The organism is Streptomyces sp. NPDC096105, assembly GCF_044763335.1.
In the GTDB taxonomy this organism is placed as follows: domain Bacteria; phylum Actinomycetota; class Actinomycetes; order Streptomycetales; family Streptomycetaceae; genus Streptomyces.
Map to the genome: position 1 here is coordinate 62,614 of NZ_JBIWGC010000013.1, position 24,439 is coordinate 87,052.

Here is a 24,439-nt window from a genome sequence, read left to right on the forward strand (position 1 = left end):
GCAGCACCCGATGCCCCCCTTCGATGTCCCCGAGGGCGATCCCTTCGGCCCGCACAACCTGCCGTACGGCGTCTTCTCGCTCCCCGGTTCGCCGGAGCGCACCGTGGGCGTCCGGCTGGGCGACCACGTCCTCGACGCCGGCGCGGCGGCACACGCCCTGGGCTCCCCCTACGCCTCCCTGCTCGCCCGCCCCACCCTCAACCCCCTGCTGGCGGCGGGCCGTACGGCCTGGTCGGACGTGCGGCGCGCGCTCACCGCGTGGGTGACGGTCCCGGCGCACCGGGAGACCGTCGAGCGGTTCTTCCACCCGCTGTCCGAGGTCACCCTGCACCTGCCCTTCGAGGTCGCGGACTACGTCGACTTCTACGCCTCGGAGAACCACGCCCGGAACGTCGGGCAGATCTTCCGCCCCGACGCGGCCGACTCCCTGACCCCCAACTGGAAGCACCTGCCGATCGGTTACCACGGCCGCTCCGGCACCGTCGTGGTGTCCGGCACCGACGTCGTACGCCCCTCCGGGCAGCGCAAGGCGCCCGCCGACGCCGCCCCGGTGTTCGGCCCGTCCGTGCGGCTGGACATCGAGGCCGAGGTCGGCTTCGTCGTCGGCGTCCCGTCCGAGCGGGGCCGGCCCGTGCCGCTGAACGCCTACCGCGACCACGTGTTCGGCCTGTGCCTGCTCAACGACTGGTCCGCCCGCGACATCCAGGCCTGGGAGTACGTGCCCCTCGGTCCGTTCCTCGGCAAGTCCTTCGCCACCTCCGTGTCGGCGTGGATCACCCCGCTGGACGCCCTGGAGGAGGCCCGCACCGCCCCGCCCGAGCGCACTCACCCGCTGCTGCCGTACCTCGACGACTCCGGTGAGGAGCCCGGCGGTTACGACCTGCGCATCACCGTCAGCCTCAACGGCCAGGCCGTCTCCGAGTGCCCCTTCTCCACCATGTACTGGACGGCCGCCCAGCAGCTCGCCCACATGACGGTGAACGGCGCCTCCCTGCGCACCGGCGACCTCTACGGCTCCGGCACGGTCAGCGGCCCCGCCGAGCGCGAACGCGGCTCCCTGCTGGAACTGACCTGGAACGGCCGCGACCCGCTCGAACTCCCCGACGGCGAGCGGACGTTCCTGGAGGACGGCGACGTGGTGACACTGTCCGCCTGGGCGCCGGGCCCGGACGGGGTGCGGGTGGGCCTCGGCGAGGTGACGGGACGGGTGGTCCCCGCGTCCTGACCCCTCCGGCCCTACCGAACCGACCGAGCACGCTGACTCGCACCGTCCCTCGCCGTCATACTTGGCGTCGGGCGGTGCGTCGTCCTCTCACGCCGCGCGCCCCGCACCACCGCACGCCCCCGAGCCGCCCCTTCCGACAGGATCCGGAGCCCGTGGCATGACGTACTGCCTGCTCCTGCTGAGCGTGGTCGCCGTGACCGCCGCCGTACCCGTCCCCCGCGCGCTGACCCGGGCGAAGTGGCCGGAACGGGAACCGGTCGTCGGCCTGTGGGTGTGGCAGTGCCTGGTGGCCACCGTCCTGCTGTGCTGCCTGACCGCCCTGGCGCTGGGCGCCGCCGCCGTCTTCGGCACCGTCCGCGCGCAGTTGTTCGCCCCGGCGCCGCCCGCCGTGACCGCCGCGTACGACCTGTCGTCCGCCTCGCCGTGGACGACCGTCCTCACCGTGCTGCTGGCCTGCGGCGCGGCCTGGACCGCCGCGATGCTGGGGCGGGAACTGGTCGAGGCCCGCCGGCGTCGCGCCCGCGCCCGCGCACACCTGCGGGACCGCGCGCCCGACCTGCCGGCGGGGCTGCCCGAGGGACGGGGGCCGCTGCTGGTGCTGGAGGAGGAGTACCCCGACGCCTGGTGGATGCCGGGCAGCCCGCCCCAGCTGATCGTCACGACCGGCGCGCTGCAGCGCCTGACCGGCCATCAGCTCGACGCGGTCCTCACCCACGAACGCGGCCACGCCCGGGCCCGCCACGACTGGCTGCTGCATCTGTCGGCTGCGCTGGCGGCCGGCTTCCCGCGCGTCCCGCTGTTCGCCCACTTCTGCGAGCAGACGCACCGTCTGGTCGAGCTGTCCGCCGACGACACGGCCTCCCGCCGCTGCGGCCATCTGACCACCGCGCTGGCGCTGATCGAGCTCAACCAGCACCGGGGCGTGCTGTCCTGCTCCTCCAGCCACCGGCTGCTCGGCGAGCGCGTCGACCGGCTCCTCGAGCCGCCGCCGCGTCTGGGCCGCCGTCACCGCGCCCTGACCACGGCCGCGGCGTCGCTGGTGCCCTTCCTCCCGCTCCTCATCACCTTCGCGCCGGGACTGACGGCGCTGCCGTAGCGGACCGGCCGGGGGCGCTCAGGTCCAGTCGGGCTCCTCGTCGGGCCAGTCCTCCTCGGGCGCCGGGGCCTCACCGGCCGGGTCGGGAGCGGCCGGGCCGAGAGCGACCTCGCCCGGCGCCGCCAGTCCGGCCAGCACCGCCACGACCCCCTCGCCGTACGTCGCCCGCTTCTTCTCGCCGACGCCGCTGATGCCGCCCAGCTCCTCCACCGAGGCGGGCCACACCGTGACGATCTCCCGCAGCGTGGCGTCATGGAAGATCACGTACGCCGGGACGCCCTGCTCCTTGGCCTGCTCGGCGCGCCAGGCGCGCAGCGCCTCGAACGCCGGCTGCAGCTCCTCGGGCAGCTCGGCGGCGGCCGCCTTGGCCTTGCGCTCGCCGCGGCCCGCTCCGCCGCCCGAACGGGAGGCGGCCGGCTTCTCGGGCTCCTTGCGCAGCGGCACCTCACGCTCGCGCCGCAGCACCGGCCCGCTGGCCTCGGTCAGCACCAGCGTGCCGTACTCGCCCTCGACCGCGAGCAGTCCCTGGGCGAGCAACTGGCGTACCACGCCACGCCATTGCACCTCGCTCAGCTCCTCGCCGATCCCGAACACGGAGAGCTGGTCGTGGTCGAACTGGATCACCTTGGCGGTGCGGCGGCCCAGCAGGATGTCCACGATCTGCACCGCGCCGAACTTCTGTCCGCGCTCCCGCTGCAGCCGCACCACCGTGGACAGCACCTTCTGCGCCGCGACCGTGCCGTCCCAGGTCTCCGGCGGGGCGAGGCAGGTGTCGCAGTTGCCGCAGTTCTCCCCGGACGGCTCCTGGCCGAAGTAGGCGAGGAGCTGGCCACGGCGGCAGCGCACGGTCTCGCACAGGGCGAGCATGGCGTCCAGGTGCTGATGGGCCCGCCGCCGGAACGCCTCGTCGCCCTCGCCGGACTGGATCAGCTTGCGCTGCTGGATGACGTCGTTCAGCCCGTAGGCCATCCACGCGGTGGACGGCAGGCCGTCGCGGCCCGCGCGGCCGGTCTCCTGGTAGTAGCCCTCCACCGACTTGGGCAGGTCGAGGTGGGCGACGAAGCGGACGTCCGGCTTGTCGATGCCCATGCCGAAGGCGATGGTCGCCACCACGACCAGGCCCTCTTCACGCAGGAAGCGCGCCTGGTGCGCGGCGCGCGTCCCCGCGTCGAGCCCCGCGTGGTACGGCACCGCCTCGATGCCGTTGCGGGAGAGGAACTCGGCGGTCTTCTCCACCGAGTTGCGTGACAGGCAGTACACGATGCCCGCGTCCCCGGCGTGCTCCTCGCGCAGGAAGGCGAGGAGCTGCTTGCGGGGGTCGGCCTTGGGCACGATCCGGTACTGGATGTTGGGCCGGTCGAAGCTGGCCACGAAGTGCCGGGCGTCCCGCAGGCCCAGCCGCTCGGTGATCTCCCGGTGCGTGGCGTCCGTGGCCGTCGCGGTGAGGGCGATGCGGGGCACGTCCGGCCACCGCTCCCCCAGCACGGACAGGGTGAGGTAGTCCGGCCGGAAGTCGTGCCCCCACTGGGAGACGCAGTGCGCCTCGTCGATGGCGAAGACGGAGATCTTGCCGCGTGAGAGGAGGTCGAGGCTGCTGTCCAGGCGCAGCCGCTCCGGCGCCAGGTAGAGCAGGTCGAGCTCGCCTGCCAGGAACTCCGCCTCGACCGTGCGCCGCTCGTCGAAGTCCTGCGTGGAGTTGACGAAGCCGGCCCGCACGCCGAGCGCCCGCAACGCGTCCACCTGGTCCTGCATCAGCGCGATCAGCGGGGAGACCACCACGCCCGTGCCGGGCCGGACCAGCGCCGGGATCTGGTAGCAGAGCGACTTGCCGCCGCCGGTCGGCATGAGCACGACCGCGTCGCCGCCCGCGATCACATGGTCGACGACCTCTTCCTGCTCACCGCGGAAGGCCTCGTAGCCGAAGACCCGGTGCAGCGCCGCCAGCGCCTCACTGTCCGTCACTGCCATCCCGGCGACACCGTCCGTCCCGTGCATCGTCCCGTCCCCCGCGGCCGTACCTCGGCCACTGCGTCCACCATAGGCGTCCGGACCGACAGTCCAGGAGTTGTCCACAGGCCCGCACGGAACCGCCCGGGTCCTGTGCGCGACGGCGCCCGCCGCGACCGGGAACGGCCGCGGCCCGGCGCCCCCGCGCGGGGGTGCCGGGCCGTGTCCGTACCGGGGCAGGGGGCGCGTCAGCGCACGAACACCCCCGCGTCCCCGGCCAGCTCCAGGAAGTACTGCGGCGCCACACCGAGCACCACCGTGACCGCCACACCGACCGCGATCGCCGTCATCGTCAGCGGCGACGGCACCGCGACGGTCGGGCCCTCCGGGCGCGGCTCGCTGAAGAACATCAGCACGATGACGCGGATGTAGAAGAACGCCGCGACCGCCGACGAGATCACACCGATCACGACCAGCGGGACCGCGCCGCCCTCCGCCGCCGCCTTGAACACGGCGAACTTCCCGGCGAAGCCCGAGGTCAGCGGGATGCCCGCGAAGGCGAGCAGGAACACCGCGAACACCGCCGCCACCAGCGGGGAGCGCCGGCCCAGGCCGGCCCACCGGGACAGGTGGGTCGCCTCGCCGCCCGCGTCCCGCACCAGCGTGACCACGGCGAAGGCACCGATCGTCACGAAGGAGTAGGCCGCCAGGTAGAACAGCACCGACGAGATGCCCGACGGCGTGGCCGCGATGACGCCCGCGAGGATGAAGCCCGCGTGCGCGATCGACGAGTACGCCAGCAGCCGCTTGATGTCGGTCTGGGTGATCGCCACGATCGCGCCGGCCAGCATGGTGACGATGGCGACGCCCCACATGACCGGCCGCCAGTCCCAGCGCAGGCCCGGCAGCACCACGTACAGCAGGCGCAGCAGGGCGCCGAACGCCGCGACCTTGGTGGCCGCCGCCATGAAGCCGGTGACCGGGGTGGGCGCGCCCTGGTAGACGTCGGGCGTCCACATGTGGAACGGCACCGCGCCGACCTTGAACAGCAGGCCCATCACCAGCAGCGCCGCGCCGATCAGCAGCAGCGCGTCGTTGCCCATGGTGTCGGCGAGCGCCGGGGTGATCTCCGGCACAGTGCCGTCGACGACCTGCGCGATCGTCGCGTACGACATGGAGCCCGCGTAGCCGTACAGCAGGGCGATGCCGAACAGCGTGAACGCGGAGGCGAAGGCGCCGAGCAGGAAGTACTTGACCGCCGCCTCCTGCGACATCAGCCGCTTGCGCCGGGCCAGCGCGCACAGCAGGTACAGCGGGAGGGACAGGACCTCCAGCGCCACGAACAGCGTCAGCAGGTCGTTGGCCGCCGGGAAGACCAGCATGCCCGCGACCGCGAAGAGCAGCAGCGGGAACACCTCGGTGGTGGTGAACCCGGCCTTGACGGCCCGCTTCTCGCTGTCGCTGCCGGGGACGGCCGCGGCCTGCGCGGCGAAGGAGTCGACGCGGTTGCCGTGCGCCTCCGGGTCGAGCCGGCGCTCGGCGAAGGTGAACAGGCCCACCAGCGCCGTCAGCAGGATCGTGCCCTGGAGGAAGAGCGCCGGTCCGTCGACGGCGATCGCGCCCATCGCGGCGATGCCCGCCTTGGTGGTGGCGTACCCGTCCGCGGCGAGCGCCACGACCGCGGCGAACGCGGCGGCCAGCGCGACCGCGGAGACGGACACCTGCGCGTGGTAACGGGACCTGCGCGGCACGAACGCCTCGATCAGCACCCCGACGAGCGCCGCGCCGACGACGATCAGCGTGGGCGCGAGCTGCCCGTACTCGATCTCGGGTGCGTCGATCTTGGCGATCGGATCGGCCGCGGTTGTCCACAAGCTGTGGACGACTGCTGTTGCGCTCACTTGGCCGCCTCCACCTCGGGCTGGGGGTCCTTCTTCTGTACGTCGGACAAGGTCTGCTCCACCGCCGGGTTCACGACGTCCGTCACGGGCTTCGGGTAGACGCCCAGGAAGACCAGCAGCACGACCAGCGGCGCCACCACCGCGATCTCCCGCACCCGCAGGTCGGGCATCGCGGCGACCTCGGGCTTCACCGGGCCGGTCATCGTCCGCTGGTACAGGACGAGGGTGTAGAGCGCGGCGAGCACGATGCCGAAGGTGGCGACGATGCCGATCACCGGGTAGCGCGTGAACGTGCCGACCAGGACCAGGAACTCACTGACGAAGGGCGCCAGCCCCGGCAGCGAGAGGGTGGCCAGACCGCCGATCAGGAAGGTGCCGGCGAGCACCGGGGCCACCTTCTGCACACCGCCGAAGTCGGCGATGAGCCGGGAGCCGCGCCGGGAGATCAGGAAGCCGGCGATCAGCATCAGCACGGCGGTCGAGATGCCGTGGTTGACCATGTAGAGCGTCGCCCCGGACTGGCCCTGGCTGGTCATCGCGAAGATGCCCATGACGATGAAGCCGAAGTGCGAGATCGAGGCGTAGGCGATCAGCCGCTTGATGTCGCGCTGGCCGACGGCGAGCAGCGCGCCGTAGATGATGCTGACGACCGCCAGCACCAGGATCACCGGGGTCGCCCACTTGCTGGCCTCCGGGAAGAGCTGGAGACAGAAGCGGAGCATCGCGAAGGTGCCCACCTTGTCGACCACCGCCGTGATCAGCACGGCGACCGGGGCGGTGGACTCCTGCATGGCGTTGGGCAGCCAGGTGTGCAGCGGCCACAGCGGCGCCTTCACCGCGAAGGCGAAGAAGAAGCCGAGGAACAGCCAGCGTTCGGTGCTGGTCGCCATCTCCAGCTCGCCGTTCGCCCGGGCCTGGGCGATCTCGGTGAGGGAGAAGTTCCCCGCGACCACGTACAGCCCGATCACGGCGGCCAGCATGATCAGACCGCCGGCCAGGTTGTAGAGGAGGAACTTTACCGCCGCGTACGACCGCTGGGTCGCCGCCTTCTCCTCGCCGTCCTTGTGCGCACGGTCCCCGAAGCCGCCGATGAGGAAGTACATCGGGATGAGCATGGCCTCGAAGAAGATGTAGAAGAGGAAGACGTCGGTGGCCTCGAAGGAGATGATCACCATCGCCTCGACGGCCAGGATCAGGGCGAAGAAGCCCTGCGTCGGCCGCCACCTCTTGCTTCCCTTCTCCATCGGGTCGGCGTCGTGCCAGCCCGCCAGGACGATGAAGGGGATCAGCAGCGCGGTCAGCGCGATGAGCGCCACCCCGATGCCGTCGACGCCCAGTTCGTAGCGGACGCCGAAGTCGGCGATCCAGGCGTGCGACTCGGTGAGCTGGTAGCGCTCGCCGTCCGGGTCGAAGCGGACCAGGACGGTGATCGCCAGGGCGAGGGTGGCCAGCGAGAACAGCAGGGCCAGCCACTTGGCCGCCGTGCGCTTCGCGGCCGGCACGGCGGCCGTGGCGATCGCCCCGATGGCCGGGAGCGCCGCCGTCGCTGTCAGGAGAGGAAAGGACATCGGTATCAGACCGCCCTCATCAGCAGGGTCGCGGCGACGAGGACCGCCGCGCCGCCGAACATCGAGACCGCGTAGGACCGCGCGAAGCCGTTCTGCAGCCTGCGCATCCGCCCGGACAGACCGCCCATGGAGGCGGCCGTGCCGTTGACGACCCCGTCGACCAGGGTGTGGTCGACGTACACCAGCGAGCGGGTGAGGTGCTCGCCGCCGCGGACTAGGACCACGTGGTTGAAGTCGTCCTGGAGCAGGTCGCGGCGGGCGGCCCGGGTGAGCAGCGAACCGCGCGGGGCGACGGCCGGCACCGGACGCCGTCCGTACTGCGCCCAGGCGACCGCCACACCGATGACCATGACCGCGACCGTGGACAGCGTCACCGTCAGCGCGCTGACCGGCGGGTGCCCGTGGGCGTGCCCGGTGACCGGCTCCAGCCAGTGGATGAAGCGGTCCCCGATGCTGAAGAACGCACCGCCCGCGACCGATCCGACGGCCAGCACGATCATCGGGACCGTCATGGTCCTCGGCGACTCGTGCGGGTGCGGCGGCTCGTACTCCCCGCGCGTCTCGGCGGCCAGCTCGACGTCCGGGGCGGCCGGGGACGGCGTGGGCGCGTTGCGCCAGCGCTCCTCGCCGAAGAACGTCATCAGCATCACGCGCGTCATGTAGTACGCGGTGACGGCCGCGCCCAGCAGGGCGCAGGCGCCGAGGATCCAGCCCTCGGCGCCGCCCTTGGCGAACGCCGCCTCGATGATCTTGTCCTTGGAGAAGAAGCCGGACAGGCCCGGGAAGCCGATGATCGCCAGGTAGCCGAGCCCGAAGGTGACGAACGTGACCGGCATGTACTTCCTGAGGCCGCCGTAACGGCGCATGTCGACCTCGTCGTTCATGCCGTGCATGACCGAACCGGCGCCGAGGAAGAGGCCGGCCTTGAAGAAGCCGTGCGTCACCAGGTGCATGATCGCGAAGACGTAGCCGATCGGGCCGAGGCCCGCGGCCAGCACCATGTAGCCGATCTGCGACATGGTCGAGCCGGCCAGCGCCTTCTTGATGTCGTCCTTGGCGCACCCGACGATCGCACCGAACAGCAGCGTGACCGCGCCGACGATGGTCACGACCAGCTGGGCGTCCGGGGCGCCGTTGAAGACGGCCGCGGAGCGGACGATCAGGTAGACGCCCGCGGTCACCATGGTCGCGGCGTGGATGAGGGCCGACACCGGGGTCGGGCCCTCCATCGCGTCCCCGAGCCAGGACTGCAGCGGCACCTGGGCGGACTTGCCGCACGCGGCGAGCAGCAGCATCAGGGCGATCGCGGTCAGCTTGCCCTCGCCCGCCTCACCGGCGAGACCGGCCTCCCCGTGGCCGCCGAGCACCGGCCCGAAGGCGAAGGTGCCGAACCACAGGAACATCAGCATGATCGCGATGGACAGGCCCATGTCACCGACGCGGTTGACCAGGAAGGCCTTCTTCGCGGCCGTGGCCGCGCTGGGCTTGTGCTGCCAGAAGCCGATCAGCAGGTAGGAGGCGAGACCGACGCCCTCCCAGCCGACGTACAGCAGCAGGTAGTTGTCGGCGAGGACCAGGATCAGCATCGCCGCGAGGAAGAGGTTCAGGTAGCCGAAGAAGCGGCGGCGCCGCTCGTCGTGCTCCATGTACCCGATGGAGTAGAGGTGGATCAGCGAGCCGACGCCGGTGATCAGCAGCACGAACGTCATCGAGAGCTGGTCGAGCCGGAAGGCGACGTCCGCCTGGAAGCCCTCCACCGGGATCCAGCTGAACAGGTGCTGCACGACCGTGCGGTCCTCGGCGCCCCTGCCCAGCAGGTCGGTGAAGAGCACCAGGCCGAGCGCGAAGGAGACGGCGGCCAGGGCCGTGCCGATCCAGTGGCCGACGGCGTCCAGCCGGCGTCCGCCGCACAGCAGGACCGCCGCTCCGAGCAGAGGCGCCGCCACCAGCAGCGCAATCAGGTTCTCCACGATTCAGCAGCCCCTCACAGCTTCATCAGGCTGGCGTCGTCGACCGAGGCCGAGTGGCGGGAACGGAACAGGGACACGATGATCGCCAGCCCCACCACGACCTCCGCGGCGGCGACGACCATCGTGAAGAACGCGATGATCTGGCCGTCGAGGTTGCCGTGCATGCGGGAGAAGGCGACGAACGCGAGGTTGCAGGCATTGAGCATCAGCTCGACGCACATGAACACCACGATCGCGTTGCGCCGGATCAGCACACCGGTGGCGCCGATGGTGAACAGCAGCGCCGCCAGGTACAGGTAGTTGACGGGATTCACTTCGACGCCTCCTCGGGCCGCTTGAAGGTCGGCGGCTCGATCGCGCGGCGCTCCAGGCGCTCCTCCGCGCGCTGCTCCATCGCCCGCAGGTCGTTGATCGCCTCCCGCGACACGTCACGGACCTGGCCCCGTTCCCGCAGCGTCTTGCTGACGGTGAGGTCCGACGGGGTGCCGTCGGGCAGCAGGCCCGCGATGTCCACCGCGTTGTGCCGGGCGTAGACGCCGGGCGCGGGCAGCGGCGGCAGGTACGTGCCCTCGCGGACGCGCTGCTCGGCCAGTTCGCGCTGGGTCCTGGCCCGCTCGGTGCGCTCCCGGTGGGTGAGCACCATGGCGCCGACGGCGGCCGTGATGAGCAGCGCGCCGGTGATCTCGAAGGCGAAGACGTACCGGGTGAACATCAGGGAGGCGAGGCCCTGCACATTGCCCCCGGCGTTGGCCTCGCCGACGCCGCTGAACTCGTTCAGCGAGGCGTTGCCGATGCCGCCGACCAGCAGGATGCCGAAGCCGAGGCCGCACAGCAGGGCCAGCCAGCGCTGGCCCTTGATGGTCTCCTTCAGGGAGTCCGCGGCCGTGACGCCGACCAGCATCACCACGAACAGGAACAGCATCATGATCGCGCCGGTGTAGACGACGATCTGCACGACGCCCAGGAAGTAGGCGCCGTTGGCCAGGTAGAACACCGCAAGGATGATCATGGTCCCGGCGAGGCAGAGCGCGCTGTGCACGGCCCGCCGCATGAAGACGGTGCACAGGGCGCCGATCACGGCGACGGTGCCGAGGATCCAGAACTGGACGGCCTCGCCGGTCGAGGTCGAGTAGGCGGCGAGCTGCTCGGTCATCGCCCGATCACCTTCTCCGATGCCGGCTCCTCCGGGCCGAACGTGGACTCGGCCTCCTGGACCACCTCGCCCTTGGAGTGGGCGACCTGACGCTCCGTGCCGGGCGCCGCCTCGGTCACCAGGCCGCGGTAGTAGTCCTGTTCGTCCGTGCCCGGGTACATGGCGTGCGGGGCCTCGACCATGCCCTCCTCCAGGCCGGCGAGCAGCTGCTCCTTGGTGTAGATGAGGTTCGCCCGGCTGGAGTCGGCCAGCTCGAACTCGTTGGTCATCGTCAGCGCGCGCGTGGGGCACGCCTCGATGCACAGGCCGCACAGGATGCAGCGGGCGTAGTTGATCTGGTAGACGCGGCCGTACCGCTCGCCGGGCGAGTAGCGCTCCTCCTCCGTGTTGTCCGCGCCCTCGACGTAGATCGCGTCGGCGGGGCAGGCCCAGGCGCACAGCTCGCAGCCGACGCACTTCTCGAGACCGTCCGGATGGCGGTTGAGCTGGTGCCGTCCGTGGAAGCGCGGAGCGGTGGTCTTCTGCTGCTCCGGGTACTGCTCGGTGAGCCGCTTCTTGAACATGGCCTTGAAGGTCACGCCGAAGCCGGCCACGGGGTTCAGGAAACCGGGCTTGGTGTCCTTCGGTTCCTCAGCCATCGGACGCCTCCTTTCCATCCGTAGATCCGCCCTGTGGTTCGTCACTGTGAGTATCGGGTCCGCCACTGACGACGAGCTCCCGCTCGTGGCGCGGACGGCGCCGCGGCACCGGGGGCAGCTCCTGTCCGGGCAGCGGCGGCACGGGGAACCCGCCCGCCATCGGGTCGAACGGAGGCTGGTCCGCGGGCTGTGCGGCGTCCTCGCCCCGGCCGCGGAACATGTCCGCCACGAAGGAGAGCAGCAGCAGGACGAGGACGCCGGCGGCGATGTAGAGCGCGATGTCGGCGAACGCGTAGTTCTCGTTGCGCAGCGCCCGCACCGTGGCGACCGCCATCAGCCACACCAGGGAGACCGGGATGAGGACCTTCCAGCCGAGCTTCATCAGCTGGTCGTAGCGGACCCGCGGGAGCGTGCCGCGCAGCCAGACGAAGCAGAACAGCAGGGTGAGCAGCTTGCCGGTGAACCAGAGCATCGGCCACCAGCCGTGGTTGGCGCCCTCCCAGAAGGTGCTGACCGGCCAGGGGGCCCGCCAGCCGCCCAGGAAGAGGGTCACCGCGACCGCCGAGACGGTCACCATGTTGATGTACTCGGCGAGCATGAACATCGCGAACTTGATCGACGAGTACTCGGTGTTGAAGCCGCCGACCAGGTCGCCCTCGGACTCCGGCATGTCGAACGGGGCGCGGTTGACCTCGCCGACCATCGTCACGATGTAGATGAGGAACGACACCGGCAGCAGCAGCACGTACCAGCGGTCGGCCTGCTGCCCGACGATCGTCGACGTCGACATCGACCCCGAGTAGAGGAACACCGAGGCGAACGCGGCGCCCATGGCGATCTCGTAGGAGATCATCTGGGCGCAGGAGCGCAGGCCGCCCAGCAGCGGGTAGGTGGAGCCGGAGCTCCAGCCCGCCAGGACGATGCCGTAGATGCCGACGGAGGCGACCGCGAGGATGTACAGCGCCGCGATCGGCAGGTCGGTGAGCTGCATCGTGGTGCGCTGGCCGAAGATCGAGATCTCGTTGCCGGCCGGCCCGAAGGGGATCACCGCGAACGCCATGAAGGCGGGGACCGCCGCGACGATCGGCGCGAGGACGTACACCGCCTTGTCCGCGCGCTTGACGACGACGTCTTCCTTCAGCATCAGCTTCACGCCGTCGGCGAGCGACTGGAGCATGCCCCAGGGGCCGTGCCGGTTGGGGCCGACGCGCAGCTGCATCCAGGCGACGACCTTGCGCTCCATGACGATGCTGAGGAGCACGGTCACCATCAGGAAGGCGAAGCAGAACACCGCCTTGAGGGCGATCAGCCACCAGGGGTCGCGGCCGAACATCGAGAGGTCTTCAGCGGCGAGGTACGGGCTCATGCCTCCACCTCCTGGGGAGCCTCGCCGGCGAGGGTCGCCGGGCCGATGCGGACGAGGGAGCCGGGGAGCGCCCCGGTGCCGGAGGCGACCCCGCCGTCCGTGGAGTTCAGCGGGAGCCAGACCACCCGGTCGGGCATCTCGGTGACGGACAGGGGCAGTTCGAGCGTCCCGGCGGGACCGGTCACCGCGAGCGGGTCGCCGTCCTTGACGCCGACCTCGGCGGCCGTGGCGGCCGACAGCCGGGCGAGAGCGGCGTGCCGGGTGCCGGCCAGCGCCTCGTCGCCCTGCTGCAGCACGCCCAGGTCCAGCAGGAGCCGGTGGCCGGCCAGCACCGCCTCGCCGGCGGCCGGCCGGGGCAGGGCGCCCGCGGTCTCCGCCGGGTCGGCGGCGCGCGGGCCGTCCCACAGGCCGAGCCGGTCGATCTCCGAGCGGATCGTGCGCAGGTCCGGCAGGCCCAGGTGCACGTCCATGGCGTCGGCGAGCATCTGCAGCACGCGCGCGTCGGTGGGCGCGACCCGCCGGGTCATCTGGTCGGGCTTGAGCGCCGCCTCGAACAGCCGCACCCTGCCCTCCCAGTTGAGGAAGGTGCCGGCCTTCTCGGCGACCGCGGCCACCGGCAGCACCACGTCGGCGAGCTCGGTGACCTCGCCGGGCCGCAGCTCCAGGGAGACCACGAACCCGGCCTCGGCGAGCGCGGCCCGCGCACGGGCCGGGTCGGGCAGGTCGGCGACCTCCACGCCCGCCACGAGCAGCGCCTGCAGGTCGCCACGCGCGGCCGCCTCGACGATCTGGGCGGTGTCCCGGCCGTAGCGGTGCGGGAGTTCGGCGACGCCCCAGAGGGCGGCCACCTCCTCCCGGGCGCGCGGGTCGGTCGCCGGGCGGCCGCCCGGCAGCAGCGACGGCAGCGCGCCCGCCTCGATCGCGCCCCGCTCCCCGGCCCGGCGCGGGATCCACACCAGCCGGGCGCCGGTCGCGGTGGCGAACCGCACGGCCGCGGTGAGCCCGCCCCGTACGGCGGCCAGCCGCTCGCCGACGACGACCACCGCGCCCTCGGCGCGCAGCGCCTCGGCGGCCGCGGCGCCGTCGCCCTCCAGGCCGACGCCGCTCGCCAGCGCGTCCAGCCACTCGGTCTCGGTGCCGGGGGCCGCCGGCAGCAGCGTGCCGCCGGCCTTGGTCAGGCCGCGCGTGGCGTGCGTGGCCAGGGCGAAGGTGCGCTGCCCGTGCGCGCGCCGGGCCTTGCGCAGCCGCAGGAAGACGCCGGGCGCCTCCTCCTCGGACTCGAAGCCGACGAGCAGCACGGCCGGCGCCTTCTCCAGGGAGGTGTAGGTGACGCCCGTGCGGTCCAGGTCGCGGCCGCGGCCCGCGACGCGCGCGGCGAGGAAGTCGGCCTCCTCGGTGCTGTGCACGCGCGCCCGGAAGTCGATGTCGTTGGTGGCGAGCGCGACCCGGGCGAACTTGCTGTACGCGTACGCGTCCTCGACGGTGAGCCGGCCGCCGGTCAGCACCCCGGTGCGGCCCCGCGAGGCGAGCAGGCCCTGCGCCGCGATCCGCAGCGCGTCCGGCCAGGACGCCGGTTCGAGGTCGCCCTCCGCGTTGCGCACCAGCGGGGTGTCGAGCCGGTCCCGCTGCTGCGCGTACCGGAACGCGAAGCGGCCCTTGTCGCAGATCCACTCCTCGTTGACCTCGGGGTCCTCGGCGGCGAGCCGCCGCATGACCTTGCCGCGCCGGTGGTCGGTGCGGGTGGCGCAGCCGCCGGAGCAGTGCTCGCACACCGACGGCGACGAGATGAGGTCGAAGGGCCGGGAGCGGAACCGGTACGCGGCCGAGGTGAGCGCGCCGACCGGGCAGATCTGGATGGTGTTGCCGGAGAAGTACGACTCGAACGGGTCGCCCTCGCCGGTGCCGACCTGCTGCAGCGCGCCCCGCTCGACCAGCTCGATCATCGGGTCGCCCGCGATCTGGTTCGAGAACCGGGTGCAGCGGGCGCACAGCACGCACCGCTCGCGGTCCAGCAGCACCTGCGTGGAGATCGCGACGGGCTTCTCGTAGGTGCGCTTCTTGCCCTCGAAGCGGGACTCGGCGTTGCCGTGCGACATCGCCTGGTTCTGCAGCGGGCACTCGCCGCCCTTGTCGCAGACCGGGCAGTCCAGCGGGTGGTTGATGAGCAGCAGCTCCATCACGCCCTTCTGGGCCTTCTCCGCGACCGGCGAGGAGAGCTGCGTCTTCACCACCATCCCGTCGGTGCAGGTGATGGTGCAGGACGCCATGGGCTTGCGCTGGCCCTCGACCTCCACGATGCACTGGCGGCAGGCGCCGGCCGGCGCGAGCAGCGGGTGGTCGCAGAACCGGGGGATCTCGATGCCGAGCTGCTCGGCGGCGCGGATGACCAGGGTGCCCTTGGGCACGCTGATCTCGGCGCCGTCGATGGTCAGCGTCACGAGGTCCTCGGGCGGGACCGCCGCCTCTCCCCCTCCGGCGGGAGCGTTGGTGGTCACAGTCATGCGTGCACCTCCGTACGGTCGGCCCAGGCCGTCGACGCGGCCGGGTCGAAGGGGCAGCGACGGTCCGTGATGTGCTGCTCGTACTCCTCGCGGAAGTACTTGAGCGACGAGAAGATCGGCGAGGCGGCGCCGTCGCCGAGGGCACAGAAGGACTTGCCGTTGATGTTGTCGGCGATGTCGTTCAGCTTGTCGAGGTCGGACATCCGGCCCTTGCCGGCCTCGATGTCGCGCAGCAGCTGGACGAGCCAGTACGTGCCCTCGCGGCAGGGGGTGCACTTGCCGCAGGACTCGTGGGCGTAGAACTCGGTCCAGCGGGTGACGGCGCGGACCACGCAGGTGGTCTCGTCGAAGCACTGCAGCGCCTTGGTGCCGAGCATCGAGCCCGCGGCGCCGACCCCTTCGTAGTCGAGGGGGACGTCGAGGTGCTCGTCGGTGAACATCGGCGTGGAGGAGCCGCCCGGCGTCCAGAACTTCAGCCGGTGGCCCGGCCGCATCCCGCCGCTCATGTCGAGCAGCTGGCGCAGGGTGATGCCGAGGGGCGCCTCGTACTGGCCGGGGCTCGCGACGTGGCCGCTGAGGGAGTAGAGCGTGAAGCCCGGGGACTTCTCGCTGCCCATCGAGCGGAACCAGTCCTTGCCCCGGTTCATGATGGCGGGAACCGACGCGATGGACTCGACGTTGTTCACCACCGTGGGGCAGGCGTAGAGGCCCGCGACGGCGGGGAAGGGCGGACGCAGCCTGGGCTGGCCGCGGCGGCCCTCGAGGGAGTCGAGCAGCGCGGTCTCCTCACCGCAGATGTACGCGCCCGCGCCCGCGTGCACGGTGAGTTCGAGGTCGAGTCCGCTGCCCAGGATGTCCTTGCCGAGGAAACCGGCCGCGTACGCCTCGCGCACGGCCTCGTGCAGCCTGCGCAGCACGGGGACGACCTCGCCGCGCAGATAGATGAAGGCGTGCGACGACCTGATGGCGTAGCAGGCGATGACGATGCCCTCGATGAGGCTGTGCGGGTTGGCGAAGAGCAGCGGGATGTCCTTGCAGGTCCCGGGCTCCGACTCGTCGGCGTTGACGACGAGGTAGTGCGGCTTGCCGTCGCCCTGCGGGATGAACTGCCACTTCATGCCCGTCGGGAAGCCGGCGCCGCCGCGTCCGCGCAGTCCGGAGTCCTTGACGTACGCGATGACGTCGTCCGGCGACATGGCGAGCGCCTTGCGCAGGCCCTCGTAGCCGTCGTGCCTGCGGTAGACGTCGAGCGTCCAGGACTTCTCCTCGTCCCAGAAGGCCGACAGCACCGGCGCGAGCAGCTTCTCCGGGCTCGTGTCCTTCAGTTCGGGTGCCAAGGTCATCACTCCCCCTCCTCGGCGGCGGGACCCGACGGTCCGGAGGGGCGAGGCGCGGCCTCTCCGTCACGGGCGGTGGTGGGCGACGGATCGGAGGGGCGAGGCGCGGCCTCTCCTGCACGGGCGGGGGTGGGTGACGGGTGGGCCGGGTCGGAGGCCGACGTCTTCTGGGGCGCGTCGTGCGAGCTGAGGTGCTCGGCCGGTGACGGCTCGTGCGGCGGGGCGTCGCGCGGCGCCTCGCCACGGGGGTGCACCACGCGCGCGGGGGCGGTCTCCCCCTTGGCCAGCTTCAGGCCGGTCAGGGAGGCGGGACCCGCGCTGCCGGTGGCCTCGACGGCGCCCTCCCGCTCGTCGGGGAAGCCGGCCAGGATGCGGGCGGTCTCCTTGAAGGTGCACAGCGGCGCGCCGCGGGTGGGCGCGACCGGGCGGCCGGCGCGCAGGTCGTCGACCATGCGCTTGGCGCTCTCGGGGGTCTGGTTGTCGAAGAACTCCCAGTTGACCATCACCACGGGCGCGTAGTCGCAGGCCGCGTTGCACTCGATGTGCTCCAGGGTGACCTTGCCGTCGGCGGTGGTCTCGCCGTTGCCGACGCCCAGGTGCTCCTGGAGCTCCTCGAAGATGGCGTCGCCGCCCATGACCGCGCACAGGGTGTTGGTGCACACCCCGACCTGGTAGTCGCCGCTCGGGCGGCGCCGGTACATGGTGTAGAAGGTGGCGACCGCGGTCACCTCGGCCGTGGTCAGGTTCAGCATCTCCGCGCAGAACCGCATGCCGGTGCGCGTGACGTGGCCCTCCTCCGACTGCACCAGGTGCAGCATCGGCAGGAGGGCGGACCGGGAGTCCGGGTAACGGGCGATGATCGCCCGCGCGTCGGTCTCCAGCCGGGCCCGGACGTCGTCCGGGTAGGCCGGCGCGGGCAGTTCCGGCATGCCCAGGCTGACGCCCCGCTCGGAAGAAGAGGTGGTCACCGGTCGACGCCTCCCATCACGGGGTCGATGGACGCGACGGCGACGATGACGTCGGCGACCTGGCCGCCCTCGCACATCGCCGCCACGGCCTGCAGGTTGGTGAAGGACGGGTCGCGGAAGTGGACCCGGTAGGGGCGGGTGCCGCCGTCGGAGACGACGTGCACCCCGAGTTCACCCTTGGGCGACTCGACGGCCGTGTACGCCTGCCCGGGCGGGACGCGGAAGCCCTCGGTGACCAGCTTGAAGTGGTGGATCAGGGCCTCCATGGAGGTGCCCATGATCTGCTTGATGTGGTCGAGGGAGTTGCCCAGTCCGTCGGGCCCCAGGGCGAGCTGGGCGGGCCAGGCGATCTTCTTGTCGGCGACCATGACCGGTCCCGGCTCCAGCCGGTCCAGGCACTGCTCGACGATGCGCAGCGACTGGCGCATCTCCTCCAGCCGGATCAGGAAGCGGCCGTAGGAGTCGCAGGTGTCGGCGGTGGGGACGTCGAAGTCGTACGTCTCGTAGCCGCAGTACGGCTGCGCCTTGCGCAGGTCGTGCGGCAGGCCGGTGGAGCGCAGGACGGGGCCGGTGACGCCGAGGGCCATGCAGCCGGCCAGGTCCAGGTAACCGACGTCCTGCAGACGGGCCTTGAAGATGGGGTTCCCGGTGGCGAGCTTGTCGTACTCCGGGAGGTTCTTCCGCATCTTCTTGACGAGCTCGCGGATCTGGTCGACCGCGCCGGGCGGCAGGTCCTGGGCCAGTCCGCCGGGGCGGACGAACGCGTGGTTCATCCGCAGGCCGGTGATCAGCTCGAAGACGTCGAGGATCAGCTCACGGTCCCGGAATCCGTAGATCATGATGGTGGTGGAGCCGAGCTCCATGCCGCCGGTGGCGAGGCACACCAGGTGGGAGGAGAGCCGGTTCAGCTCCATCAGGAGCACCCGGATGACCGAGGCGCGGTCGGGCACCTGGTCCTCGATGCCGAGCAGTTTCTCGACCGCGAGGCAGTACGCCGTCTCGTTGAAGAACGGCGTCAGGTAGTCCATGCGCGTCACGAACGTGGTGCCCTGGGTCCACGTGCGGTACTCGAGGTTCTTCTCGATGCCGGTGTGGAGGTAGCCGATGCCGCAGCGGGCCTCGGTGACCGTCTCGCCGTCGATCTCCAGGATCAGCCGGAGCACCCCGTGGGTGGACGGGTGCTGCGGACCCATGTTGACGACGATCCGTTCGTCGTCGGTCCGGGCCGCGGCCTCGACGACCTCGTCCCAGTCGCCGCCGGTGACGGTGTAGACGGTGCCCTCGGTGGTTTCACGGGGGGTTGCGTGCGACGTGCTCACGAGTACGACCTCCGCTGGTCCGGAGCCGGGATCTGGGCGCCCTTGTACTCGACGGGGATGCCGCCGAGGGGATAGTCCTTGCGCTGCGGATGGCCCTGCCAGTCGTCCGGCATCATGATCCGCGTCAGGGCCGGGTGACCGTCGAAGACGATGCCGAAGAAGTCGTACGTCTCGCGCTCGTGCCAGTCGTTCGTGGGATAGACCGAGAACAGCGACGGGATGTGCGGGTCGCTGTCCGGCGCGCTGACCTCCAGGCGGATCACCCGGTTGTGGGTGATCGAGCGCAGGTGGTAGACGGCGTGCAGCTCGCGCCCCTTGTCGTGGGGGTAGTGCACGCCGCTGACGCCGGTGCACAGTTCGAACCGCAGCGCCGGGTCGTCGCGCAGGGTCTTCGCCACCCGCACCAGGTGCTCGCGCTCGATGTGGAAGGTGATCTCGCCGCGGTCGACGACCGTCCTCTCGATGGCGTTCTCCGGAAGCAGGTCCTGCTCCTCCAGGGCCCCCTCCAGTTCGTCGGCGACCTCGTCGAACCAGCCGCCGTAGGGGCGGGTCGCCGGTCCCGGGAGCCGGACCGAGCGGACCAGGCCGCCGTAACCGGAGGTGTCGCCGCCGTTGTTCGCCCCGAACATGCCGCGCTGGACGCGGATCTCCTCGCCGCCCTGTCCCCGCTGGCCGGGGAGGTTCTCGGCGGAGAGCTCCTTCTCGGGGTTCACACCACCGCCCGCGGTGTCGTTCGCGTCGCTCATCGCAGCAGCCCCTTCATCTCGATCGTGGGCAGGGCCTTGAGCGCCGCCTCCTCCGCCTCGCGGGCCGCCTCCTCGGCGTTCACACCGAGCTTGGAGCTCTGGATCTTCTGGTGGAGCTTGAGGATGGCGTCGATCAGCATCTCGGGGCGGGGCGGACAGCCGGGGAGATAGATGTCGACCGGGACGACGTGGTCGACGCCCTGGACGATCGCGTAGTTGTTGAACATGCCGCCCGAGGAGGCGCAGACCCCCATGGAGATCACCCACTTGGGGTTCGGCATCTGGTCGTAGACCTGCCGGAGCACCGGCGCCATCTTCTGGCTGACCCGCCCGGCGACGATCATGAGGTCCGCCTGCCGCGGCGAGCCGCGGAAGACCTCCATGCCGAAGCGCGCCAGGTCGTAGCGGCCCGCGCCGGTGGTCATCATCTCGATGGCGCAACAGGCGAGACCGAACGTGGCGGGGAAGACGGACGACTTGCGCACCCAGCCCGCGGCCTGCTCGACGGTGGTCAGCAGGAATCCGCTCGGCAGCTTTTCTTCGAGTCCCATGACTTGTGGCCCCTCAGTCCCATTCCAGGCCGCCGCGCCGCCATACGTACGCGTACGCGACGAAGACGGTGAGCACGAAGAGCAGCATCTCCACGAGCCCGAAAAGCCCCAGGGCGTCGAAGGTGACGGCCCAGGGGTAGAGGAAGACGATCTCGATATCGAAGATGATGAAGAGCATCGCCGTCAGGTAGTACTTGATGGGGAAGCGCCCGCCGCCGGCCGGCGTGGGGGTCGGCTCGATGCCGCACTCGTAGGCCTCGAGCTTCGCCCGGTTGTACCGCTTCGGACCGATCAGCGTGGCCATGACCACGGAGAAGATCGCAAAGCCTGCCCCGAGGGCTCCCAGTACGAGGATGGGCGCATACGCGTTCACCGCTCCTCGCTCCTCTCAGTCGGCACTGACTGCATGGGGGTCCCCCCTGGTCGAGCGAAGCCGAGACCTAGGGGGAGGTGTGCATCGGGCTCGCTCGCGCCCCGCACGCCCCTCGAACCACGCCCGCCCCGGCGAAGATCGAGAACATGTGAAGCAGGTCACAAGCCCAACTGCTCCGCATCTTATGCCTGTGGGTCTGTGATCTGCGACACGGGGTCTTCCACAAGCTTTGTGATCTCCACCACCTGACGAACGATCATGAAGTCGGATGAGCGGTGATCTTCACACTCCAAGCGTCCGCGCGATCACCAAAGGTGACATCTTGACCCTTCGGTGCAGCTCAGAGGGGTCTCGAGGGAAGCGTCTCCATATCAAGACGATTCCTCTGCATGCAAATTGGCGTTGGACGGCCCGTCTTGGTAGAGGCGGCGTTCACACCTCCGGGGGGTCGCGGAACGCGATGTGGACGTGTGCGCGCGTTCACGAAGTCCGGAGCGCCGGATCCGGCCGACGGGCCCGCCCCGCCGCCGGCTCGGCGGACGGGCCGGCGACTCGGCCGGACAATCGGGGCACTTCCCCCGCGAGGGACACCTCAGGAGCCGCGAACCGGACAAGCGGCCCCCGTGACGCGGCACGCAGGACCGGCGGACGCCCTGAGAGCTCCGATCGTTCCGTGACCTCCGTCACACTTCTGAGAGGCCCTCAGGAGCGGGGCTTGGCCAACCACCCCAACCAGTGGTAGGCGGGGAGCAATTCGGGCGTAACGATGAAAGTACGTGATCACGGCCCGGTCACGACCGCCCGCAATGTCCGTTGTGGCGTCAATGGAGAGGGCTGTGCGGGGGATTTGGGCGCTGGATTGAACAACTGTGGCGCAGCCCACGTTTCTTGAAGATATGAAGCAGCCCCTGGTACCGGTTGTTCCCATGTCCCACACCGCTCACATACGCAGCCACCGGAAGCCCCGCCGCACCGCGACCTCCACGATCGCAGTGCGGGCCGGAGTTGCCGGTGGCGTCCTCAGCACCCTGGCAGTGGCCGGGGCGTCCGGCTCGGCCAACGCCGCCGAGCCGGTGACGCAGACCCTCGAACTGCCGACCCTGACGGCTGACCTGGCCGCTCAGGTCGCCCAGTCCGCGGACGCCACCCAGCAGGCGGCCGCCAACTACCAGCTGCGGGCCGAGCGTGACGCGGCGGCCGCCGAGGCCGCGAAGCAGGCCAAGGCGGACCTGGCCGAGGCCAAGAGGAAGGCCGAGGCGAGGGAGAAGGCGGCCGAGAAGGCCCGCCAGGCGGCCGCCGAGCGCGCGGCGCGCGACGCCGAGCGTCCCTCGCTCGCCACGGAGACCACGACCGCTTCCGCTTCCGCCGCCGTTTCCGCGCCGGCCGGCGGCAGCGTCGCGACGGTCCTCTCCTTCCTCCACGCTCAGGTGGGCGACGCCTACGTCATGGGCGCCACCGGGCCCAACGCCTGGGACTGCTCCAGCCTGGTGCAGGCCGCGTTCAAGCAGGTCGGTGTGGACCTGCCGCGCGTCTCCCAGGACCAGTCGATGGTGGGCACCGACATCCCGCTGTCGCAGATCCAGCCCGGCGACATCCTGTACTGGGGCGGCAAGGGCTCCGCGTACCACGTGGGTGTGTACATCGGGAACGGCCAGTACCTGGACGCCGCCAACTCCGCGAAGGGCGTCGTCATCCAGGACCTCTCCGGCTACCCGGCGTCGGGTGCGGTGCGGGTGCTCTGACCCGCGCCCCCACGGACGGAAGGGCCGCTGCCTCGACGAGGCGGCGGCCCTCCGCGTCTCCCGGCCTCCCCCGGCCTCCCTGCGTCTCCCGGCCCCTTGGGGAGGCGAGATCACCGTATTGCCCCGATCGCCCCGCCGCGGCGCGCGCCGGAAGCGCGCGGGGTGCCGCCGCGGCCCTCACCGCGCCCCGTGACGGGCCCTCACGGGACCCGGAAACGCCACGGGGGCCGGGAAGCCGCCGTGGCGGACTCCGGCCCCCACAGGGGCGTCACAGCGACGCGTGGGTCAGGCGGCCGCCCCGGCGCCGCGGGCGCGACGCCGCTGGAGCGCCACGAGGGCCGCGCCGAGCCCCAGCGCGAGCAGCGCCGCGCCGCCGAGCAGGCCCACGCCCTGCGCGCCGGTGAGCGCCAGACCGCCGTCGGCGTCGTCGCCCGCACCGCCGCCGGACGCGCCGTCCGCGCCGTCCGAGTCGTCCGTGCCGGTGCCGTCGCCGGAGCCGTCCCCGTCACCGGAGCCGGGTGCGGACGGGGCGTCCGAGGGGCCGCCGGCCGAGCCGCCCGTGCCGTCGTCGACCGGCACGCCGGGGGCGTTCAGCACGATCCACGCGACGTCGTTCGACGGGTCGGAGTCGAAGGGGTTGTCCCAGTCGGGCAGCGCCACCCGGCCCTTGGCGCCCTCCACGACCCGGTCGACGCGCAGCTCGAACGGGAAGGTCACCCGCGCGTCCTCCAGCATCGGGGTGGCCACCGAGCAGCGGTGACCGGGCTCGCTGCCGTCGACGGTGACGGTCCGGCACTGCTTCGGCGCCGAGGTGACGGTCGATCCCTCGGGCGCGACCACCGTGAAGGAGAACGGCTCGCCGCCGGAGCGCAGCGCGCTGATCCAGGCCGGCCCGTTGTTGCGGATCCCGATCTCCGCCGTGACCGTGTCCCCGGCCGCGCCGGACGCCGAGGCGCCGGTGAGCTCCAGGTCGTAGGTGTTGGTCGTCGGGAGGTCCAGCTCGGCGTACCGGGCGTACTGCGCGGGGTCGGCGTCCCCGGCCGCCCGCCGCAGCGTCAGGTCCGGTCCGCTGCCCCGCCGGCGCCCCTCGCCCTGGTGCAGCGTCTTCTCCTCGCCCGGCGCCAGAGGCCGGAACGAGTAGGAGAAGATGTCGTGCAGCGCGAAGTCCGCGGCCTTCACCCGCACCGGCCGGGACAGGGCGTACGCCGCCCCCGCGTCGAGGGTGTCCGGGAAGGTGCAGAGCACCTCGGTGTGCTGCCGCAGCAGCGGGCCGGTGTTCACCTCGGCCGACGAGCAGTTGCCGTGGTCGTCCGGGAAGGACAGTCCGCGCGAGCCGTACAGCCGCAGCACCGCGCCCTCGGACGGCAGCCCGCCGACGTTCATCACGCCCAGCGGCGGCTCGAAGGTGCCGCCGGCCTTCAGGTCCTCGGGCAGGGGGAGTGCGCGGTTGAGCAGCTCGGGGCCGCCGACGCGCACGTCGATGGTGAGCGGCGTGAAGTCCAGCCCCTCGCCCTCGCCGGTGACGACGATGCTGCCGGTGTCCCCGGACTCGCTGTCGTCGGCGAGGTCGAGCCGGATGCCGCCGACCCGGTTGTACGTCGTCCCCGCGTACAGGTCGTAGCCCGTGCAGACCGCGACCGGGCCGTCGGCCTCGCAGGGCAGGTCGGCCCGCGCGACGCCCTCCAGCCCGCGGGCGTCGATGCGGATCGTGTAGTCCCCGAGGTGCACCGGCGGGATGTCGCCGTCGCCCTCGAACTCCTTGCCCGGGACGTCGAGCCGCAGGTCGACCTGCGGCTCGGTGGGATCGCCGTTGTCCGAGTGGAGGGACAGGTCCACCCGGTCCTCGCCCGTGATCACCACCGGAAGGGGGGCGTCGGCCGCGTGGGCCGTGCCCTGGACCCCTGCGGCGGCCAGCGCCGTGGCCCCCACCGCTCCCAGCGCCGCGAGCCGCGCGCGCAGCCGTCTCGCCTGCTGTGTCATGAAAGGCTCTTTCGTCGAACTTCGTCGAACGGAACGTGCCCGGCTGGGTCACGTCCCG

At 71.5% G+C, this 24,439-nt stretch carries 19 protein-coding genes; 3 read left to right on the forward strand and 16 right to left on the reverse strand.

The annotated features are described in order from the left end of the window. Positions 1 to 10 precede the first annotated feature (10 nt). Together fahA and ACIQ8B_RS20815 are read left to right on the forward strand one after the other, a co-directional pair. Entirely contained in the window at positions 11 to 1,225 is a 1,215-nt protein-coding gene (gene fahA, locus ACIQ8B_RS20810) for a fumarylacetoacetase (RefSeq protein WP_403548619.1), read from the forward strand. A 157-nt stretch (positions 1,226 to 1,382) separates the two neighbouring features. Continuing rightward, positions 1,383 to 2,321, forward strand: coding sequence for a M56 family metallopeptidase (locus tag ACIQ8B_RS20815; protein WP_403548622.1), 939 nt, complete (start codon positions 1,383 to 1,385; stop codon positions 2,319 to 2,321). A gap of 18 nt (positions 2,322 to 2,339) precedes the next feature. Here ACIQ8B_RS20815 and recQ read toward each other — a convergent pair whose 3' ends face one another. The 15 genes from recQ to ACIQ8B_RS20890 all read right to left on the reverse strand — a co-directional run bounded on the left by recQ (position 2,340) and on the right by ACIQ8B_RS20890 (position 20,659). Further along, on the reverse strand, positions 2,340 to 4,316 hold the full coding sequence (recQ, locus tag ACIQ8B_RS20820; protein WP_403548624.1) for a DNA helicase RecQ: 1,977 nt from the start codon (positions 4,314 to 4,316) through the stop codon (positions 2,340 to 2,342). Positions 4,317 to 4,516: 200 nt separating this feature from the next. Continuing rightward, entirely contained in the window at positions 4,517 to 6,169 is a 1,653-nt protein-coding gene (gene nuoN / locus ACIQ8B_RS20825) for an NADH-quinone oxidoreductase subunit NuoN (protein ID WP_290005770.1), read from the reverse strand. Next, a complete protein-coding gene (locus ACIQ8B_RS20830; protein WP_403548626.1) occupies positions 6,166 to 7,737 on the reverse strand; it encodes an NADH-quinone oxidoreductase subunit M in 1,572 nt (523 codons plus the stop codon). Before ACIQ8B_RS20830 ends, nuoN begins: the two co-directional genes overlap by 4 nt. 5 nt (positions 7,738 to 7,742) lie before the next feature. Further along, positions 7,743 to 9,707: an NADH-quinone oxidoreductase subunit L gene (gene nuoL, locus ACIQ8B_RS20835; protein ID WP_403548628.1), complete on the reverse strand. Its 1,965-nt coding sequence runs from the start codon at positions 9,705 to 9,707 to the stop codon at positions 7,743 to 7,745. Positions 9,708 to 9,721: 14 nt separating this feature from the next. Then, positions 9,722 to 10,021, reverse strand: coding sequence for an NADH-quinone oxidoreductase subunit NuoK (gene nuoK / locus ACIQ8B_RS20840; protein WP_004927567.1), 300 nt, complete (start codon positions 10,019 to 10,021; stop codon positions 9,722 to 9,724). Continuing rightward, on the reverse strand, positions 10,018 to 10,860 hold the full coding sequence (locus ACIQ8B_RS20845) for an NADH-quinone oxidoreductase subunit J (protein ID WP_403548631.1): 843 nt from the start codon (positions 10,858 to 10,860) through the stop codon (positions 10,018 to 10,020). Before ACIQ8B_RS20845 ends, nuoK begins: the two co-directional genes overlap by 4 nt. Beyond that, entirely contained in the window at positions 10,857 to 11,498 is a 642-nt protein-coding gene (gene nuoI / locus ACIQ8B_RS20850) for an NADH-quinone oxidoreductase subunit NuoI (RefSeq protein ID WP_093550543.1), read from the reverse strand. Before nuoI ends, ACIQ8B_RS20845 begins: the two co-directional genes overlap by 4 nt. Further along, a complete protein-coding gene (gene nuoH, locus ACIQ8B_RS20855) occupies positions 11,491 to 12,864 on the reverse strand; it encodes an NADH-quinone oxidoreductase subunit NuoH (RefSeq protein WP_403548633.1) in 1,374 nt (457 codons plus the stop codon). The genes nuoI and nuoH overlap by 8 nt, the downstream gene beginning before the upstream one ends. Then, complete coding sequence (locus ACIQ8B_RS20860; protein ID WP_403548635.1) at positions 12,861 to 15,365, reverse strand: NADH-quinone oxidoreductase subunit G; 2,505 nt, start codon at positions 15,363 to 15,365, stop codon at positions 12,861 to 12,863. The genes nuoH and ACIQ8B_RS20860 overlap by 4 nt, the downstream gene beginning before the upstream one ends. Then, positions 15,362 to 16,708, reverse strand: a complete 1,347-nt coding sequence (gene nuoF, locus ACIQ8B_RS20865) for an NADH-quinone oxidoreductase subunit NuoF (RefSeq protein WP_403548637.1) — start codon at positions 16,706 to 16,708, stop codon at positions 15,362 to 15,364. Before nuoF ends, ACIQ8B_RS20860 begins: the two co-directional genes overlap by 4 nt. After that, the gene (gene nuoE, locus ACIQ8B_RS20870; protein WP_403548639.1) at positions 16,708 to 17,670 is read right to left on the reverse strand and encodes an NADH-quinone oxidoreductase subunit NuoE; all 963 of its coding nucleotides are present in this window, start codon (positions 17,668 to 17,670) and stop codon (positions 16,708 to 16,710) included. The genes nuoF and nuoE overlap by 1 nt, the downstream gene beginning before the upstream one ends. Beyond that, on the reverse strand, positions 17,667 to 18,989 hold the full coding sequence (locus tag ACIQ8B_RS20875) for an NADH-quinone oxidoreductase subunit D (RefSeq protein WP_290005753.1): 1,323 nt from the start codon (positions 18,987 to 18,989) through the stop codon (positions 17,667 to 17,669). Before ACIQ8B_RS20875 ends, nuoE begins: the two co-directional genes overlap by 4 nt. Continuing rightward, on the reverse strand, positions 18,986 to 19,735 hold the full coding sequence (locus ACIQ8B_RS20880) for an NADH-quinone oxidoreductase subunit C (RefSeq protein WP_290005752.1): 750 nt from the start codon (positions 19,733 to 19,735) through the stop codon (positions 18,986 to 18,988). The genes ACIQ8B_RS20875 and ACIQ8B_RS20880 overlap by 4 nt, the downstream gene beginning before the upstream one ends. Next, positions 19,732 to 20,286 (reverse strand): NADH-quinone oxidoreductase subunit B family protein, encoded by a 555-nt coding sequence (locus ACIQ8B_RS20885; protein ID WP_290005751.1) that lies wholly within the window; start codon positions 20,284 to 20,286, stop codon positions 19,732 to 19,734. Before ACIQ8B_RS20885 ends, ACIQ8B_RS20880 begins: the two co-directional genes overlap by 4 nt. A 13-nt stretch (positions 20,287 to 20,299) precedes the next feature. Then, on the reverse strand, positions 20,300 to 20,659 hold the full coding sequence (locus ACIQ8B_RS20890) for an NADH-quinone oxidoreductase subunit A (protein ID WP_007490928.1): 360 nt from the start codon (positions 20,657 to 20,659) through the stop codon (positions 20,300 to 20,302). 896 nt (positions 20,660 to 21,555) lie between these two features. Between ACIQ8B_RS20890 and ACIQ8B_RS20895 the strand changes: the two genes are divergently transcribed. Beyond that, entirely contained in the window at positions 21,556 to 22,401 is an 846-nt protein-coding gene (locus ACIQ8B_RS20895; RefSeq protein WP_403548642.1) for a C40 family peptidase, read from the forward strand. A gap of 285 nt (positions 22,402 to 22,686) precedes the next feature. On the opposite strand, the gene ACIQ8B_RS20900 is transcribed toward ACIQ8B_RS20895, so the two are convergent. Beyond that, positions 22,687 to 24,381, reverse strand: a complete 1,695-nt coding sequence (locus ACIQ8B_RS20900; protein WP_403548644.1) for a hypothetical protein — start codon at positions 24,379 to 24,381, stop codon at positions 22,687 to 22,689. Positions 24,382 to 24,439: the final 58 nt, after the last annotated feature.